Source organism: Psychromonas sp. MB-3u-54 (genome assembly GCF_002836415.1).
Taxonomy (GTDB): Bacteria; Pseudomonadota; Gammaproteobacteria; order Enterobacterales; family Psychromonadaceae; genus Psychromonas.
Genome location: NZ_PJBP01000129.1, coordinates 1 through 18,210 on the forward strand (window position 1 = coordinate 1; position 18,210 = coordinate 18,210).

An 18,210-nucleotide genomic window follows, 5' to 3' on the forward strand; every position below is an offset into this window, starting at 1 on the left:
TGGCCAAAGTTTTGGTTGCTGCTGGTTGAATAATTCCGTTAAAGAATGCTGTTGGCTTTGATAGCTAAGTTTAAGGAGCTTTTGGACTTCATTATTCAAGGTTGCGCAGAGTAATAAAATCTCAGTGCCTTCGGCTTTTATCTGCTTTAAAATACGCTCAGCACGCATTTGATCACCAGCCAATAAACTATCAATCCATTGGAAAAGATTAAAATGGTTGTGGGTGGTAATGCTTTGCTCAACTTGCTGCAGGGTTAAATTTTGCTTTGGATATAACAAAGCCAATTTTTCAAACTCTTGTTTAGCCGCCAATAAATTACCTTCAAAATGCAAACAAAGATAATCGACGATTTCTTTATCTGCGTGCAAATTGAGTGCTTTAAGACGCTGGAAAATCCACTGGGGAAAACGATGCGCTTGCGGCAGGTTGGTTGCAACAAAAATCCCCTGTTGTTCTAAGGTCTTAAACCAAACATTGCTCATTTGCTGATTGTTGAGTTTTGGCCCCTGTAAAATCAACAGGATATCGGGATGTAATAGGGGGGTAATTTCTCGAATAAAAGCGCTGTTTTCTTTGTTTGTTTTAGTCAGAGTTAATAATATAATTTTTTTTTCAGAAAAAAGGGAGAGCGTTTGGAACTCGCCAAAAATAAGATCACTGTCAAACTTACCATCAAGACTGAAACTTAATTTTTCCAAATACCCTTGTGTTTTTGCCGCTTTCTGAATTTGCTCCGTTGCTTCTAAGCAAAGTAGCGCCTCATCACCGAAAATCAAACAGCAGCTGGGTATTTTTTGCTTAAGATGTTGGTTCAATTGTTCAGGGTAAATACGCATTTTTTATCGCTTATTTTTTGTTTTCTAGGCTGAGCATGGTGGCAATAATACTGTCGGCAGCAATACCGCGCAATTCCTTGGTTAATATTTCTGATTCTCGCGATTTTGCGAGAGCTTGTGAAGCATTCTCAGTAAAGTCACGATAGAGGTTTACCGAAAATTCTTGGGTTTGGTAACCGGGAGATTGAATTGAATATTTAACATTATAACTTATCTCTTTTTCTGCATTCTGCGCGTTAACATAAAGAGAGATAATGCGTGATGATTGGCGATCCGGAGAGACTTTTAATATGGCAACATCGGCTTCCGGCTGATTCATTATTTGAATACCGGCACCCCGTAAACGGATTTTAATAAAACGAGCTAATTCACTATTGCTATCATTACTTTGTAAGTAAATTTTAGGGTATTTTTCAATAAGGCCATTGTTGTTCTTTAAATGAAAGCCACAACCGCTGATAAATAAAGCAGATAATAAGATTAAGCCTATTTTAGTGAAAAAAGATGTGCGTACTGTGGACTGCATAAGAAGCCTTGTCTGAGGTGAAAATAGGCGGCGAAACAAATAGCTTGCTCACACCGACAAAATATTGCTAAGTGACTGTTAGTTAGAATCAAACATTTTTACAATTTACTGTTTCTATATCTCAAAATGAGACATAGAAACAGTATGGATTTGAATGTTTTAAAATTGATGACTGATTACTTAGTTAGCCACTATATTCAATAATTTACCCGGGACAAAAATGATTTTACGAATGGTTTTTCCATCGGTAAATTTACTCACATTTTCATCTTCCAGCGCCATGGCCTGAACCGCTTCCTGTTGCGCGTCAGCGGCAACGGTCAATTTAGCCCGTAATTTACCATTGACCTGCACGACGATAAGTTTTGAGTCTTCAACCAATGCACTTTCGTCAACCGTTGGCCAAGGTGCATTTAATATCTCTTCAGTTTGACCTAATACTTCAAATAACTCTGCGCAAATATGCGGCGTAATAGGGGCAAGCAATTTAGTAATAGCAACCAATGCTTCTTGTAAAATAGCACGGTCCTGCTCGGTTTTTGTGGCCGCTTTAGTTAATTTATTCATCAACTCCATCACCGATGCTATAGCCGTGTTAAAGGTTTGGCGACGGCCGATATCATCGGTCACTTTTGCAATTGTCTTATGAAGTTCACGGCGCAGTGTTTTTTGTGCTTCGGTTTGTGATTTAAGATCTAAATCGACAACTGTGCCCAATGCCACGTGGTCAAAAGCAATTTTCCATAAACGTTTTAAGAAACGCAGTGAACCTTCAAGGGCGGAGTCTGACCATTCTAATGTTTGATCAGCAGGCGCTGCAAACATCATAAACAAACGCACACTGTCTGCGCCGTATTTATCGATCATAATCTGCGGGTCAACACCATTATTTTTAGATTTAGACATTTTGCTCATGCCGTCATAAATCACTGTTTGCCCGTCTTTTGTTGTGGCTGAAATGACTTTGCCTTTTTCATCGGTTTCAGTCTCTACATCTGTAGGTGCAACCCAGACTTTTCCGCCTTTAGCATCTTCATAATAATAAGCATCCGCTAATACCATGCCTTGCGTAAGCAGTTTTTTGTACGGTTCATCACAATCGACTAAACCAAAGTCACGTAATAATTTATGGAAGAAGCGTGAGTATAGAAGGTGCAATATTGCATGTTCAATACCGCCTATGTATTGATCAACCGGCAGCCAGTAATTCGCTTTCTCAGGATCTAACATGGCATCATCGCTTTGCGGTGAGCAGTAACGTGCGTAATACCAGCTTGATTCCATAAAGGTATCAAAGGTATCTGTTTCGTGTGTCGCCGGCTGGCCGTTATAGGTTGTTTTTGCCCAATCAGGATCGGCTTTAATGGGAGATACAATGCCGTTCATCTGCACATCTTCAGGCAGAATAACTGGCAGCTCGTTTTCCGGAACAGGCACAACGGATCCGTCTTCCAGGTTGAGCATCGGAATAGGCGTTCCCCAGTAACGCTGACGGGAAACTCCCCAATCACGTAAACGGAAGTTCACTTGACGTTTGCCTTTGTTATCCGCGACTAATTTTGCTTCGACGGCATCAAATGCAGCACTGAAGTCTAAACCATCAAATTCACCGGAAGCAAAACAAACCCCTTTTTCAGTGTAAGCTTCAACGGAGACATCAACATCCGCATCGGCAGGTTTAATCACCGCCTTAATTTCCAGGCCGTATTTTTTAGCAAATTCATAATCACGCTGATCATGGGCTGGAACAGACATCACCGCGCCGGAGCCGTAACCCATAAGAACAAAGTTTGCTGTCCAGATTGGCACTTCTAAGCCGCTGATAGGGTGAATTGCTTTAAAGCCCGTATCAACACCTTCTTTGGCCATTGTTGCAATTTCAGCTTCTGCTAATTTTACGTTTTTACATTTTTCACAAAATGCCGCTAGGGTTGGATTATTCTTAGCCGCTTCCAGCGCTAACGGGTGTTGTGCGGCAACCGCAACATAGGTGACACCCATTACGGTGTCCGGACGTGTTGTGTAAACAGAAAAACTTTCCTCTTTTCCGCTTACTTTAAAGTCCATTTCGACACCTTCAGAGCGTCCAATCCAGTTACGCTGCATAGTACGTACCTGTTCTGGCCATTCGTCAAGCTTGTCTAAATCATCTAATAATTCTTGGGCATAGGCGGTTATTTTAATAAACCACTGCGGGATTTCTTTTTGTTCAACTAATGCGCCACTGCGCCAGCCTCGGCCGTCAATAACTTGTTCATTTGCCAAAACAGTCTGGTCAACCGGATCCCAGTTAACGGTGGCCATTTTTTTATAAACCAGATCTTTTTCAACCAATTTTGTAAAAAACCATTGTTCCCAACGGTAATATTCAGGTTGGCAAGTAGCCAGTTCACGACTCCAGTCGTAACCAAAACCTAACTGTTTCAGTTGCGTTTTCATATAAGCGATATTTTCGTAAGTCCAACCTGCCGGTGCGGTATTATTTTTAATGGCGGCATTTTCAGCGGGTAGACCAAAGGCATCCCAGCCCATAGGCTGCATTACATTTTTGCCCTGCATACGTTGGTAACGGGAAATAACATCGCCGATAGTGTAATTGCGCACGTGACCCATGTGCAGTTTGCCACTCGGGTAGGGGAACATGGAAAGGCAGTAATATTTTTCTTTAGAGGGGTCTTCCGTGGCCTTAAATGACTGGTTTTCATCCCAATTAGTTTGGAATTTTTTTTCAATCTCTTTAGGATTATATAACTCTTGCATATTGTGTCTGCCTAGCAATGATAAATGAAATAATTAATTAGGCATTAGAATACAGGAGCGTGGGCTCTGCAACAATAATTATGAGTAATAAGCTGTTTTTTTCCTGGTGATTGTTTTATTAAATATAAACATTATTCAGCTAATCACTTTTTCAGCGGTAACTCAGGCTAGAAAACAACAAAATGTGCGGAGAATCTGTGCAGGTTGTTGATTTTGTAAGCGAACGGTTCGTTTTGTTACTTTAAGCTTTGCAATTAAACCTGAAAATCGCTATTGTTCGCCTCGTTCCGGAGGGGTGGCAGAGCGGCTGAATGCACTGGTCTTGAAAACCAGCGTGGGTTAATAGCTCACCGAGAGTTCAAATCTCTCCTCCTCCGCCACACATTGAAAACCCGCTGTTTTTACAGCGGGTTTTTTGTTTTATACGACGGGTTTTATATGTTACAAGAGGCTGAATCTCTCCTGTTCTTTATTCAGCCTCATTTAAAAAGGCTTCTCATATGAGAAGCCTTTTTTCGTTTCTGCGTCCTTTGAATCTTTATCCCAAGTTTGTTGTTAATCCTCCCAGTTAAAAATATTAGCGCTGTTTAGCGCGAATAAACATCTGTTCAATTTTTTAAAATGCACGCCAGCTTCGTTATTTTTATTTGCAATGCCTTCCTATTACTCATACCAAAAGCATTAAATTTATGATTAATTTAAAATAATAAATCGGATCACTTTATTAATACGTTTGGTATCAATCAAAACTTGTTATTCGTCGCTATTGATTTTATTAAAAACTGTCTTTTGATTAATTTGTGTGCAAACGAACTTTTTTTGTTATTTTAAGCTTTACAAGTTAAGCCTTGAGTCTGTATTATCCCTTTCGTTCCGGAGGGGTGGCAGAGCGGCTGAATGCACTGGTCTTGAAAACCAGCGAGGGTTAATAGCTCTCCGAGAGTTCAAATCTCTCCTCCTCCGCCACATTAAGAAAACCCACTGCTTGCAGTGGGTTTTCTCATTTCTAACGTCTCCATTTTAACTCTCTATCTTCTTTTACCTAAATGTCTTCAATAATCGCGCGTTTTTTGCTTATAAAAATAAATTTTTAATGTTATATTTACTTCCCTTTGATTACTCTGCTGTGTTTGTTTTCACTATCATAATCTCTGATTACTAAAAGACTATTATCCAGTTGTTATCTCTTTTTTATAGTCCTTATTTTATTTTTAGCTTAATGTTTTAGTTGTTGCTTTGGCATTAACGGAGAAATTTTGTGATAAATATTCTGTTGGTTGATGACCATGAATTAGTTCGTACAGGGATTTGCCGTATCATCGATGATGTGCGAGGCATGAAAGTTATTGGAGAGGCACAAAGTGGTGAAGAGGCCGTAAAATGGTGCCGAAATAATCACCCCGATGTCGTTTTGATGGATATCAATATGCCCGGTATTGGTGGTTTAGATGCAATGCACAAAATTTTGCGTATAAATGAAAGCCTAAAAATCATTATGCTGACCATGCATACCGAGAATCCTTTCCCGTCAAAAGTAATGCAGGCTGGCGCTTCCGGTTATATAAGTAAATCTGCCGGCCCCGATGAAGTATTAAATGCCATCCGTTTGGTGCATTCCGGACAACGTTATTTAGCGTCTGAAATTGCACAAAAAATGGCACTTTCACAACTCTCTCCGACTGCTGATGATCCTTTTAGCGTGCTCTCGGAAAGAGAGTTACAAATTATGATGATGATAACTAAAGGGCTGCGTGTGGTGGATATATCGGAGCAACTTGGTTTAAGCCCAAAAACAATCAATAGTTACCGCTATCGTTTGTTTGATAAGCTCGGTGTAAAGGGTGACGTTGGTTTGACTCATTTAGCGATACGTTACGGCATGCTTGATACCGGTCTGCTGTAATCTATTAGAGATGCAATGTAACAATATGCTGATCTTGTGCGGGTGGCTTAACAATGCACAATTTAGCCTTGTTAAGTACTTTTCTGTGCGAGGTTATATTTTTATATGAGTGAATTTTTCCCGACAACTTTTTTAAAAACGGTCACCTCTGAACCGGGCGTATACCGGATGTTTAACCAACAAAAAGTGATTTATGTTGGTAAAGCAAAAAACCTGAAAAAACGCCTAAGCAGTTATTTTAGCCTTACCCAAAAACACCCTAAAACATTAGCGTTGGTCAGTCATATTGACCGAATTGAAGTAACTGTCACGCACACAGAAACTGAAGCGTTAATCCTCGAGCACAATTTTATCAAACGCTACAAGCCTCATTATAATGTGTTATTGCGTGATGATAAATCTTACCCTTACCTGTTTTTAAGTGACCATAAACATCCGCAACTGACTTTAGTACGTTCCCAAAATAGCAAACGAAAAGGGACCTATTTTGGCCCCTATCCGAGTGGCGGGGCGGTCAGAGAAAGTCTGCATTTAATGCAGAAACTGTTCCCAATACGTCAATGCGAAGACAGTTATTATAACAATCGCTCCCGTCCCTGCCTGCAGTATCAATTAAAACGTTGTCTTGCACCCTGCGTGAATGCTATGCCGGAATCTGAATATCAACACCAAGTTGAATTAGCCAGCGCCTTCCTACAGGGTAAAAGTCAAAATGTCATTAATCAGCTGGTTGATGAAATGGAAGCGGCAAGTACGACCCTTGAATTTGAAAAAGCAGCGCTGCGACGTGATCAAATCCAATCCTTAAAAAAAGTGCAGGAACAGCAATGGGTCAGCGGTGACATTGAACAGTTAGATGTAGTGGGTTTCAGTTATGATCAAGGTTTTGCCAGTGTGCATCTGCTGTTTGTCCGTCAGGGGCGAATATTAGGCAGCCGTAATTATTTCCCTAAAATCCCTAAAAACTCCGGTAAAGATGAAGTATTAAGCGCATTTTTAAGCCAGTTTTATCTGTCCGGACAAAATGGACGCGCAATACCAAGGGAAATTTTGCTCAGTGATGATTTTGCTGAACGTGGTGTTTTTACTGATTTATTCACTGAATATTGTGGCTATAAAACGGCCTTGAAAGTAGAAGTACGTGGTGAGCGTGCAAAGTTTGTTAAACTGGCAAAAAAAAATGCTCAAATAGCATTACAGAGCCACCTCAGCCAAAAAAATAACATATTAAAACGTTATCAGCTGCTGGAGGACAAATTGGAGTTAAGTAAACCGATTTTGCGCATGGAATGTTATGACATTTCACATATGATGGGGGAAAAAACAGTGGCATCCTGTGTTGTGTTTAATCGTGAGGGGGCAAAAAAATCTGATTACCGTCGTTTTAATATTACCGGTATTACACCTGGCGATGACTATGCGGCAATGGGGCAAGTGCTCGCGCGACGCTTTAAGGCGCTGCAGGAGACAGAAAATATTCCTGATATTATTTTTATCGATGGCGGTGTGGGGCAATTAAATCAAGCTGAAAATATTATTAGTTCTCTTGAAGAGAATTTCAAAGATAAATACCCGTTATTGATAGGTATTGCCAAAGGCGAAGGCCGTAAGCCCGGATTAGAGACACTGATTTTAGCCGGGAGCCACGAAATCATTGAATTGAGCAGTGATTCACCTGCGCTGCATTTAATACAGCAAATCCGTGATGAATCGCATCGTTTTGCCATTATGGGGCATCGCCAGCAGCGTGACAAAGTAAGACGGACAAGTACATTAGAAAATATCGCTGGAGTAGGCACTAAACGTCGTCAATCATTATTAAACCACTTAGGCGGACTACAGGGGGTCATGTCCGCAGGTATTGATGAATTGAAAAAAATTCCCGGCATAAGCGCTTCATTAGCTGAAAAAATTTATGACGCTTTGCATAATTGATAAAATTAAAATGTTAATCCCATAAATTACTCTTTAGGATTTGCATAATGAAACCATAAAATGCAAAAATAGCTTATAATCAAGCTGGTTGTAAATCTGCAAACTCGTATTTCCAAGTGGATTGGGGAGCGATCATCAAAGGACATTTTAATGTTAAACATCCCAAATATATTAACGGGTTTTCGACTTTTTTTAATCCCCATTTTTGTGTTTTTTTATTTTTTACCCGTTAACTGGGGGGGCTTTACCGCTGCTTTTATTTTTTTGGCCGCAGCGATAACGGATTATTTGGATGGTTACCTCGCTAGAAAACTGGATCAACAGACTGCTTTTGGTGCTTTTTTAGACCCTGTGGCCGATAAAATAATGGTCGCGGTGGCATTAGTTATGATCGTGGAACACTACGCTGTTATTTGGATAACAATTCCTGCGATGGTGATGATCTGCCGGGAAATAATCATTTCCGCTCTTCGAGAATGGATGGCAGAACTCGGGGAAAGATCCAGTGTTGCTGTTTCATGGGTAGGAAAAGTAAAAACAGTCGCTCAGATGAGTGCTCTTTTTTTACTGATTTGGCAGAATTCAATCACCATGGAGTGGTTAGGTTTCATCGCTTTATATATAGCAACCGGATTAACACTTTGGTCTATGATTGTATATTTGCGCGCGGCATGGCCAGCACTAAGTAAAAATTCATAACAATTAGTACATTAAGTCATCGCTTCGTTTAAAAAAGAAGCGAACAGTGTGAAACTGATAAAAAAATGGGTAAAGTGTATTGACTCATTTCTAATAACCATTAGAATGCGCACACATCGAGAGGGGATTTAGTTTACTAGCAACCTTAAGATGATAATTTAAATGTGATGCAGTATTAGTTAAGTTCGTCGAGACCAACCTTGACAAGAATTTACTGGCGTTACGAGTTTACTCGTAATAACTAAATCATTAAAAATGTGATGCGGTACTAGCTCAGTTGGTAGAGCACGACCTTGCCAAGGTCGGGGTCACGAGTTCGAGTCTCGTGTACCGCTCCAAATTTAAATTAAAAGTATATTGGCGGAATGGCAGAGTGGCCATGCAGTGGATTGCAAATCCATCCATCTCGGTTCGACTCCGGGTTCCGCCTCCAAATTTTAAAGTTTTGCCCGAATGGTGGAATCGGTAGACACAAGGGATTTAAAATCCCTCGCCTTATGGGTGTGCGAGTTCAAGTCTCGCTTCGGGCACCAGTTTAAAAAAAGCTTCACGTTATCGTGAAGCTTTTTTTTTGCTTTTAAAAAAGTAAAAAAATGAATCGGCTTATCTCAGTCCGAAGACACTAGCACGAACCATAACAACAACCGCTAGCTTCACGCACCGATTGTCTGCCTGCGGTGCATAGAATGCACCCTACCGATAACATATTCCCATTCGATTAAATATTCCCATGCAGATTCAATCTCTTGAACAGGGTGTTTGCACTCTCTCCAGATCAGTGATAAAAATATTCCACGCTCGGCTACATTTACTTATGCGGATTGGTATAAAAGTGATTTTTAGCCGTAAAAAGGAAAAATTCAATAAGGAATAAATAATGAAAAAACGTATTTCAGGTATTTTATTTTGTGTCGCGGCTTTAAGTTCATCACTAAGTTACGCTGATATTCCTTTAGCAAATAGTAGTCGTTTTGATACTAAGGCTTACATTGGTTTAAAGTGGTCGTTAAACGGCAGTTATACACCGTCATTAGTACTTGGTGTGATCAGAGCGAAGGTCGATTCCGATGGAGACACTCAAGGGGCTAACTTATCATTAGATGTTAATTTAGCCGGTAATATTCAGCCCGGTAAAATTAAAATTAACTATATGAGAGGACAGGAAAATGTTCAAGGAGAATTAGGTTTCGGTTATGACTTCATCAAAAACGCGCCGTTAATTGGTGCTGGTTTGAATGGGCCTTATATTAATATTGGTGCTGATCTGTTTACCACTGATTCATCACTTGTTCCCTTTGGCATTATTCACTCACAGGGCTCACTGGATAAACCTACTGCTGTACAGCCACCAAGATAGTCCTTTTGGAAGACTATCTCCTGAGTAATATTGCTCTCCTCTCATTACGATCAAAGAGGCCTCTATAGCTACGTACTAACATTTATCCAATCAAGTTTATAAAAGCGTCGCGTTATCGTGAGGCTTTTTTTTGCATGTTAAAAATAAATTTTTGCCAATAAAAAAGGCACTTAGCGTGCCTTGGTATATATTGTGTTATAAAAGTCTGTGCTTTTATTCTACTTCACCACAGAAGCGGTAACCTTCACCATGAATGGTCGCAATAATTTCAGGTGCATCGGGAATACTCTCAAAATGTTTGCGGATGCGGCGGATGGTAACGTCCACAGTACGATCCTGTGCTTTTAATTCTCGCCCGGTCATTTTCATTAATAAATCTGCGCGTGTTTGAATTTTCCCCGGATTTTCAATGAAATGTAATATAGCTCTGAATTCACTGCGTGGTAATTTACATATATTACCATCGGGGCTAATCAGTGAGCGACTCTCTATTTCAAGTGTCCAACCGTTAAATTTGTAATTTTCTACTTTTTTACCTGCTTCTTCAGAATAAATACTATCTTGCATGGTACGCGTTAACAGGTTGCGCGCACGTATGGTTAATTCTCGAGGATTAAAAGGTTTAGTGATGTAATCATCTGCACCAATTTCCAATCCCAGTATTTTATCAACTTCATTATCACGACCCGTTAAAAAAATAAGCGCAATATTTTCATGTTCACGTAACTCTCGTGCTAATAACAGTCCATTTTTACCGGGTAAATTAATATCCATAATAATTAAGTTAATATTATTTTCCTTGATGGCTTGGTGCATTTCATTACCATCATTCGCTTCTAAAACATTATATCCTTCTGCTTCAAAAACACTTTTTAACATGTTACGTGTGACTAACTCATCTTCAACAATAAGTATGTTTGCGGTTGACATTAGGTACCTCTCTATTTTCGAATCTTTATATCCCTTTGCCTTATTCGGCGTGAAGATGTTTTTTATATCTGATATCTTTTGATTGTTCGTGGAAATATACATTTCCCGATTAAACGGCGTTAATACAAATAAATATTGCAGCTAACAAAGTTTTTTTAATAAATAATAATGTTCACTATAAATACTTAACATTTAGATAACAACTAGATTGTTATTTAAAGGTAATAAATACAGATCATGATTGATATAAATCAACTGCTCAATATCATTGCTTATAAAATGATTATATTGATCCAGTACCATAGGGAGCGTAAGGATGTTACATTAAAAAAATCATAATAATCAGTTAATTAAAGATAAAATGCGAAGGGTCTTATGCCATAACAGATTGATTTTAAGTTGAATTATGCACTTCAGATATTTGCCTTGTGATCATTAAATGTTATTAAAAGGTTCTGTTTCACAATATTGCTGTCTGTATCTACCAATAGGCGTAACTTATTGAGGGTGAAAGTGATGAATACTAAATCATTAATCAATCAATTTGATCTAACCAATGGCGCGTAAGGGCTCAAATAAAGGTTATTCACTGCTCAATTCAGTCAACGCAGGTGGAAATCACTGTCAATGAGTTATTTTAGACTATATTTGATGATTTATCCAAATATCTTCATTGCCCACTCTTATGTTAAAAAAATGGGCGTGAGCCGGTAACACAAAGATATTATTGCAAAAAACGGCCAAAAGACATTTAAGAATAAGGCAATAAATCGTTATCCAAGCGTAAAAGTGTCATATTTTCGAAAAAGTGACATTAACTTATAGTATGTAACACAACGGAAGACTGCATTCATTTGTAATATTCATCTTGAAAAGAGCATTTTGCTGACATAGCTTTCTTCTTACTCGATGCAAATAAGCATTATTGAGATTGATGGGTTTTTCTTGCATGCTCTAAAGGCTCTACAAAATCTGCCAAAGAATGAGCTGCTAGGAAGGGAGGGGTACTCAACGCTCAATATTGAGAAAATTTTAAATATAAAGCATAAAATGAAAGCAAGCCGTTTATTTTCTTATTTTCGCAATTCTTGCCCAGCGCACCTATCCTCAAACTGTCCAGCGTGTTAATACTTTGGGAAATGTTTTAAATTCCAACGAAGTGAACACTAATACCAAAAGAACTAAAAAGGTGATCACCCTTGCTGGTTAAAATCATCCCTAACTGCGTTGTGAGTTTTATTCAGAACATCCTGTTCTTCACCACTTCGTGGTCAGCTAAAGCTGTTCAAAATCGTTCCAGACGATTTTTGTGAAGTGAGAATAATGATCGAATGCAACTCACGCCTTATTAGTGCTGATTTTTCCTTCGCAATCATTGATCACTTAATTAATTCTTTTGGTATAATTTAATAAAATGGGTATAAACTAGCAAAAATTATACAAAAGGATAATACCGTGTCATTAATCGCATTTTTAATTATTGGATGTGCTGCCGGCTGGTTAGCTGGTCAACTAACAAAAGGATCGGGTTTTGGTCTGATCGGGAATATCGCTATTGGTGTCGTTGGATCATTTGTTGGTGGCTTTACATTTAGGCTACTTGGTCTGCATTCAGGGAGCTTTCTTGGTTCAATCGTTACCGCAACGGTCGGAGCGGTCATTTTGCTTTATATTGTCCGTTTGGCTAAGTCATAGTTTATCAAAACATTAATTTAATTTCCCGCTGCGAGGGCTAAAATCCATTAGCTGGTCTGCCATATTATAGCTGTGGCATTAAAGCCAACTAAGCCAATAAAAAAGCTGCATAAAAATCACCGTTAGTCAGAATTTATTTTATTGGCAAAAGATCTAAATTCATAACGATAGAGTAGGGGATGAGCATGAGTGAAATGAGAAAAGTGATAACCAGAAGTCATCGATTTTTTTTCCTCCCAACAGCTGAAGCATTTTACCGCTGCACTTTTACTGGTTAGTTTTCTGCTGTCTTGCGTGTCTGGCCATTGCAGACGATTGGAGAAGAAATTACTTGGTTTACTTTTTATTCTGCCGTTATTTTGGCAACGCTTTATGGTGGAATTTCGGCAGGTTTAATAGCAACCTTATTGGCATGTTTAACCATTATTTTTTTCTGGCTACTACTGGCTACCCATCCGCTAATAAATAACCTTTTTGATCTGTTAGAGATGCTTTTTTGTCATGATTTGCAGTTATATCATCGACCTTAACGGGGTTGTACAAGGTATTCGACTGCAGCTGAAAAAAGCACAATCAGCCTATGAATCCGAAGCTCAAGATAAGCAATTTATTATAAAAATCATCGCTTCTGTGCCTAATATGATAGGTTATTGGGATAAAGAGTTACATTGCCAATTTGCTAATAATGCTTGTAGTCACTGGTTCACTCAGTCCCCTAAAGATCTTATTGAAGTCTCATTTAGGGAATTCGCGGGAGAGACGTTATATGCCCTGAATGATCCCTATATCCAAGCTGTTTTGGCGGGAGAAGCGCAGCGCTTTGAGCGGAAGCTGGAAAAAACAAATGGCAATATTAGTCATATGATACATTTGGTCACAATGTTGGAGATGAGTTGCTTAAAGTGATCTCGAAAAGACTGTTGGAATTAGTACGGCAGTCCGATACCGTAGCCCGTTTAGGGGGAGATGAATTTGTTTTTGTTCTTAATAATCCCAAAATAAAAAATGAAATTTTGCAGGTTGCAGAGCGAATTATAAGCGCGATTAATGAGCCTGTTCAACTGTCTGGCAGCGATCTTGAAATAGGCGTATCAATTGGGATTTCAATGTTCCCCGATGATAGAATAAAGTCGATGGATTTAATTAAAAAAGCAGATCAAGCCATGCACCTATCAAAAACATCAGGCAGAAATTCGGTTGATTTTTTTGTGCCTGAATTTGATTAAATAAATTAATAAACAAGCGTTACACCTACAGATCCAAATCAAAATAAATGGAATGCCCCTCAGTTAAAAAGACCAAACTCCTTCCATCTTTATAAAAAAGTCAAAATGCCAATATGAAAAAGCAACAGTGCGGACTTTAATCCTGATTGTTATTTCATTCGCACAGATATTTTTACATATAAATATTAACAATACATATAAAATTGTTGTGAGCTATTTTCCCGCTTAATTGATATTGTTGCGCACTCTGCCTTCGAAAATAGAGAACAATCGAACAATGAATAATAGACTGAAATATATATGAACTCTTTTGGCTTTCTCACTTTGATCCATAATGCTGCTTTATTACTGGCAATGTTTTTCATCTATGACATGGCAGTTTCTCGAAACCGTACCCTATTCGGTTCTTGCTGGGCTATTTTTACCGGTGTTGCTCTGGGATTGGTTGGTATTATTATCATGCTTACACCCTGGGAATATGCGCCGGGCATTATGTTTGATGCCCGCTCGGTGCTGCTCGGAATATCCGGATTATTTTTTGGCACTATACCCACTTTAATTGCGATGCTGATAACCGCTACATTGCGGCTGTTTCTGGGGGGCGAGGAATCTGTCGTTATTGGCATTTTAGTGATTTTTACTTCGGGCACCTTGGGCATTGCCTGGCGCTATTATCGTCAGAATGCTTTGTCAGCACTGTCCTTCCGTGAAATATATCTCTTTGGGATCGTCACCCATGGGGTAATGTTGGCGCTGATGTTTATTTTTCCCAGAGAAGAGGCGCTAGCGGTACTTTCCAATATCAGCCTTCCGATATTGCTACTTTATCCTTTAATAACGTCTCTACTGGGGATGTTGTTTGTCCAGAGACTGCGACGCAGCCAGAGCGCTGATGCGCTACAGGAAAGTGAATTTCTGTTTCGCTCCCAGTTTGATATGGGCAGCATTGGGATTGCCATTACCCATCCGGACAAAGGCTGGTTAAGGGTAAATCCCCGGTTTTGTAAAATGCTCGGTTATAGCGAAAAAGAACTGCTGCAGCTAAGCTGGCCTGAGTTGACTCATCCTGATGATCTGCATCTTGATTTGTACCAATATGACCGGATGCTGACGGGAGAAGGAGATGCTTATTCGCTCGACAAACGTTTCATCGGTAAGGATGGGCAGAGCGTTTATGCCCACATGACTATGTCCTGCTATCGGGTCGATGGAATAATACAGTTTGTGATTGCCGGTATATTAGATACCACCGACAGAAAACATGCCGAAGACAAAATATGGGCAAGAAAGGAGCAGCTTACCTCCGTCTTGTCAGGCAGTGAACTGGGGTTCTGGGACTGGAATATAGAAACCGATACAGTACAGAGAAATGCGCGCTGGGCAGAAATGCTGGGGTACGGCTTTGAAGAAATTCAGAACGGCACAAGCATCAACCTTGATGGTATTCATCCCGATGATTGTGAAGGGGTCTGGCAATCAGTTACTGACCATCTGGAAGGGCGAACTACGCAACACAAAATTGAATACCGGATGCGCACCAAACAGGGAGAGTACAAGTGGATTCTGGACTGTGCCAAAATCGTTAACTACGGACAGGATCGGCGTCCATTGCGTATGAGTGGGACGCATACCGATATCACCGAACGTAAGTTAGCTGATGAGTCGATGCAATTGGCCAGTATGGTTTATCAAAACAGCCGCGAGGCAATGACTGTTACCGACAGCAATGGCAATATTATTACCACCAACCCGGCGTTTACCGAAATGACCGGGTATGACCTTGCAGAGATCACCGGTAAAAGCCATAAATTCATCGTGTCCAAGCAGCAGGATAAGCGGGTTTATCAACGCATGGAGCAAGCCCTAAACAGCACCGGCCATTGGCAGGGAGAGATCAATTACTGTCACAAAGATGGTGAAAACTATATTGCCTTACTGGGCATTAATTCCATTTATAATAAGGATCGATCCGTCCACCGCCGGGTTGCACAGTTCTCTGACATTACAGAGAGGAAAAAGTCTGAAAAAATCATCTGGAAACAGGCGAACTTCGACAATTTAACCGGGCTGTCCAATCGGCAGATGTTCCATGAGCAGCTGCTTCATGAAAAGAATAAAGCACAGCGTAGAGGTCTCAACGTGGCTCTACTGTTTCTCGACCTTGATCGCTTTAAGGCAGTCAACGATACTCTGGGTCATAATATGGGCGATCAGCTTCTCATCGATGTCGCTCAGCGGCTGCGTAATTGTGTGCGAAAAAGAGATCTGGTATCACGCTTTGGAGGAGATGAGTTTACCGTGATTATTGGCGGGTTGAAAAACACAGAAAGTGTCGAACGTGTAGCACAAAAGATCCTGTGCGAATTAGCTGAGCCATTCTTGCTGGGCAAGAAAAACGTTTATATTACACCTAGCATCGGCATAACCTTCTATCCGGAAGACGGGGAGGCAACTGAAATACTGTTAAAAAATGCCGATCAAGCCATGTATTCGGCGAAGGATGAAGGGCGGAACTGCTACCACTATTTTACCAACTCTATGCAGAAACAGGTAGAGCGCGAGGGGCAATTGGCAAACGATTTACGCGATGCACTGAAAAATAATCAGCTAGAGCTTTACTATCAGCCGATCGTGGCGTTGGGAACAGGTAACATTCGTAAAGCCGAGGCTTTGATTCGCTGGCATCATCCTGAACTCGGTATCGTGAGCCCTGCAGAATTCATCCCCGTTGCCGAAGAAACGGGGCACATTGTTGAAATAGGGGACTGGGTATTCCGTCAGGCGGTCGATCAGGTTGCCCACTGGCGTCGTGAGTATCATGATGACTTTCAGGTAAGTATCAACAAATCCCCAGTACAGTTCCGTGAGGGTGGGAGCGACATTGCCAGCTGGTTTGAACATCTGCAGGCACTCGGCCTGCCCGGGCAGGCCGTCATTATTGAAATCACCGAAGGTCTTCTACTTGATGGCAGTAGCAGCATAGTGATGGACAAGCTGCTGGCGTTCCGTGATCACGGCATTGAGGTGTCACTTGATGATTTTGGTACCGGCTATTCATCCATGTCCTACCTCAGAAAGTTTCATATCGACAACCTTAAAATAGATCAATCCTTCGTGCGTAATCTTAAAGCGGATTCGGATGACATGATACTCTGTGAAGCGATCATTATGATGGCCCACAAACTGGGTATGCAGGTCATCGCAGAAGGTATAGAAACCGAGGAGCAGCGGCGTTTACTAAGTGCTGCCGGATGTGATTACGGACAGGGTTATCTATTTTCTAAACCGTTACCGGAAAACGACTTCAGCTGCTTGTTGCTGCGTCATATTCATGTGGCGTGATAGCTATTATTTAATATTTCCTTTACGTTTTTCTGATTATCACTGTATTTTTAGGGCCTTTGGGTATGACCTTGCGCCTAGTCATTTCTAAGGTAGCAAGGTGCCTAATATTTGTCATTTTTGGCGCTATCAATGAATTATATAGTCTATAGTCTATTGACTATTGACTATTGTTGATTAGATGTTTGGAAAGTTTAATCTGATTAGTCTTGTAACCAACTAAGTAATTGTTTACACAACCAGTCAGGGTTGTCCAATGGAATGTCATGCCCATCCAGTTGGTTATTGATTAAAGCTACTTTCCACTGAATAGCCATCGCCTGACTTGCTTGGCAGCTGACTAAACCATCCTGAATTGAGGATATAAACAGCAGCCTGCAACTTGGTCGCTTTACCTTGAACCTCAAAGCTGCAAGCAACTGACGAACAAAATTAACCCGCCTGATCGGATGCAATCTCTCAATCGATACCCAATGACTGACAACATCGATATCCCTTTTTTTATTCGACACCATAGAATAAATGAGGGACTCTCTTTGAAAGGGGCGTGCCCAAAAAGCGCGGAGTATTTTTAAGTAGTTTTTAGGCAGTAAACGTTGGTAAAAGGGGGTGAAACCGCTTGTACTGGTATTGATACAAACAACACTGCCCACCTCACTTGGATACATTTCGGCCCATTTTAACGCAATCATACCACCCATCGAGAGTGATATAATATCGACATTGGCCTTGAATGTGCGTTGAGAACGGATACTCTCTACCATTGCTTCGATTGAGCAGGGGGAAATTTCAGAAGACAGCTCTCCGCAACCTGGAATATCAACGGGGCTAATATTTTTGTGCGGAAAGGCTGCGCGAAGTTTTTCCGTGAAGGGGCCCCAATGGGGTTTTCCGCGAAATAACCCCCGGATTAAGACAATATTAGCACCCATAAATATCCTTTCTGAAGCTTAATGCAGCTGTAATATTATTTTGACAATCAAATTTTAGTGAAATTTTT

The 18,210-nt window shown here is 40.4% G+C and carries 13 protein-coding genes and 5 tRNA genes; 13 read left to right on the top strand and 5 right to left on the bottom strand.

Translation table 11 applies throughout. From position 1 onward, the window contains the following. The 3 genes from holA to leuS all read right to left on the bottom strand — a co-directional run. Nucleotides 1–837, bottom strand: an 837-nt coding sequence (holA, locus tag CXF72_RS09665) for a DNA polymerase III subunit delta (protein ID WP_101038764.1), incomplete at its 3' end; no start/stop codon positions are given. Between the two features lie 10 nt (nucleotides 838–847). Further along, on the bottom strand, nucleotides 848–1,363 hold the full coding sequence (locus CXF72_RS09670) for an LPS-assembly lipoprotein LptE (RefSeq protein ID WP_101038765.1): 516 nt from the start codon (nucleotides 1,361–1,363) through the stop codon (nucleotides 848–850). A 180-nt stretch (nucleotides 1,364–1,543) separates the two neighbouring features. Continuing rightward, nucleotides 1,544–4,123, bottom strand: coding sequence for a leucine--tRNA ligase (gene leuS, locus CXF72_RS09675; RefSeq protein WP_101038766.1), 2,580 nt, complete (start codon nucleotides 4,121–4,123; stop codon nucleotides 1,544–1,546). Between the two features lie 289 nt (nucleotides 4,124–4,412). On the opposite strand from leuS, the gene CXF72_RS09680 reads away from it, so the two are divergent. The 9 genes from CXF72_RS09680 to CXF72_RS09720 all read left to right on the top strand — a co-directional run bounded on the left by CXF72_RS09680 (nucleotide 4,413) and on the right by CXF72_RS09720 (nucleotide 10,017). Continuing rightward, nucleotides 4,413–4,503: transfer RNA gene (locus CXF72_RS09680), tRNA-Ser, on the top strand. A 495-nt stretch (nucleotides 4,504–4,998) separates the two neighbouring features. Then, nucleotides 4,999–5,089 (top strand) — tRNA-Ser (locus CXF72_RS09685). Between the two features lie 292 nt (nucleotides 5,090–5,381). After that, the gene (gene uvrY, locus CXF72_RS09690) at nucleotides 5,382–6,026 is read left to right on the top strand and encodes a UvrY/SirA/GacA family response regulator transcription factor (RefSeq protein WP_101038767.1); all 645 of its coding nucleotides are present in this window, start codon (nucleotides 5,382–5,384) and stop codon (nucleotides 6,024–6,026) included. Nucleotides 6,027–6,131: 105 nt separating this feature from the next. Next, entirely contained in the window at nucleotides 6,132–7,961 is a 1,830-nt protein-coding gene (gene uvrC, locus CXF72_RS09695) for an excinuclease ABC subunit UvrC (protein ID WP_101038768.1), read from the top strand. Between the two features lie 150 nt (nucleotides 7,962–8,111). Further along, nucleotides 8,112–8,660 carry a CDP-diacylglycerol--glycerol-3-phosphate 3-phosphatidyltransferase gene (gene pgsA, locus CXF72_RS09700; protein ID WP_101038769.1) on the top strand — a complete coding sequence of 183 codons (549 nt, stop codon included), beginning with the start codon at nucleotides 8,112–8,114 and terminating at the stop codon, nucleotides 8,658–8,660. Between the two features lie 262 nt (nucleotides 8,661–8,922). Beyond that, nucleotides 8,923–8,998: transfer RNA gene (locus tag CXF72_RS09705), tRNA-Gly, on the top strand. 21 nt (nucleotides 8,999–9,019) lie between these two features. Beyond that, nucleotides 9,020–9,093 (top strand) — tRNA-Cys (locus CXF72_RS09710). Between the two features lie 14 nt (nucleotides 9,094–9,107). Beyond that, a tRNA-Leu gene (locus tag CXF72_RS09715) sits at nucleotides 9,108–9,193 on the top strand. Between the two features lie 344 nt (nucleotides 9,194–9,537). Next, a complete protein-coding gene (locus tag CXF72_RS09720; RefSeq protein WP_101038770.1) occupies nucleotides 9,538–10,017 on the top strand; it encodes a hypothetical protein in 480 nt (159 codons plus the stop codon). Nucleotides 10,018–10,230: 213 nt separating this feature from the next. Here the strand turns inward: CXF72_RS09720 and arcA are convergent, their stop codons facing one another. Continuing rightward, nucleotides 10,231–10,947 carry a two-component system response regulator ArcA gene (arcA, locus tag CXF72_RS09725; RefSeq protein WP_101038771.1) on the bottom strand — a complete coding sequence of 239 codons (717 nt, stop codon included), beginning with the start codon at nucleotides 10,945–10,947 and terminating at the stop codon, nucleotides 10,231–10,233. Nucleotides 10,948–12,402: 1,455 nt separating this feature from the next. Between arcA and CXF72_RS09730 the strand changes: the two genes are divergently transcribed. The 4 genes from CXF72_RS09730 to CXF72_RS09740 all read left to right on the top strand — a co-directional run bounded on the left by CXF72_RS09730 (nucleotide 12,403) and on the right by CXF72_RS09740 (nucleotide 17,210). Beyond that, nucleotides 12,403–12,642: a GlsB/YeaQ/YmgE family stress response membrane protein gene (locus tag CXF72_RS09730; protein ID WP_101038772.1), complete on the top strand. Its 240-nt coding sequence runs from the start codon at nucleotides 12,403–12,405 to the stop codon at nucleotides 12,640–12,642. A 501-nt stretch (nucleotides 12,643–13,143) separates the two neighbouring features. Further along, the gene (locus tag CXF72_RS19815; protein WP_232784935.1) at nucleotides 13,144–13,548 is read left to right on the top strand and encodes a PAS domain-containing protein; all 405 of its coding nucleotides are present in this window, start codon (nucleotides 13,144–13,146) and stop codon (nucleotides 13,546–13,548) included. Next, entirely contained in the window at nucleotides 13,545–13,868 is a 324-nt protein-coding gene (locus CXF72_RS19820) for a diguanylate cyclase domain-containing protein (RefSeq protein WP_232784936.1), read from the top strand. Before CXF72_RS19815 ends, CXF72_RS19820 begins: the two co-directional genes overlap by 4 nt. 300 nt (nucleotides 13,869–14,168) lie before the next feature. Next, nucleotides 14,169–17,210, top strand: coding sequence for an EAL domain-containing protein (locus tag CXF72_RS09740; protein WP_198552558.1), 3,042 nt, complete (start codon nucleotides 14,169–14,171; stop codon nucleotides 17,208–17,210). Nucleotides 17,211–17,413: 203 nt separating this feature from the next. On the opposite strand, the gene CXF72_RS09745 is transcribed toward CXF72_RS09740, so the two are convergent. Then, the gene (locus CXF72_RS09745; protein ID WP_101038774.1) at nucleotides 17,414–18,142 is read right to left on the bottom strand and encodes an alpha/beta fold hydrolase; all 729 of its coding nucleotides are present in this window, start codon (nucleotides 18,140–18,142) and stop codon (nucleotides 17,414–17,416) included. Nucleotides 18,143–18,210: the final 68 nt, after the last annotated feature.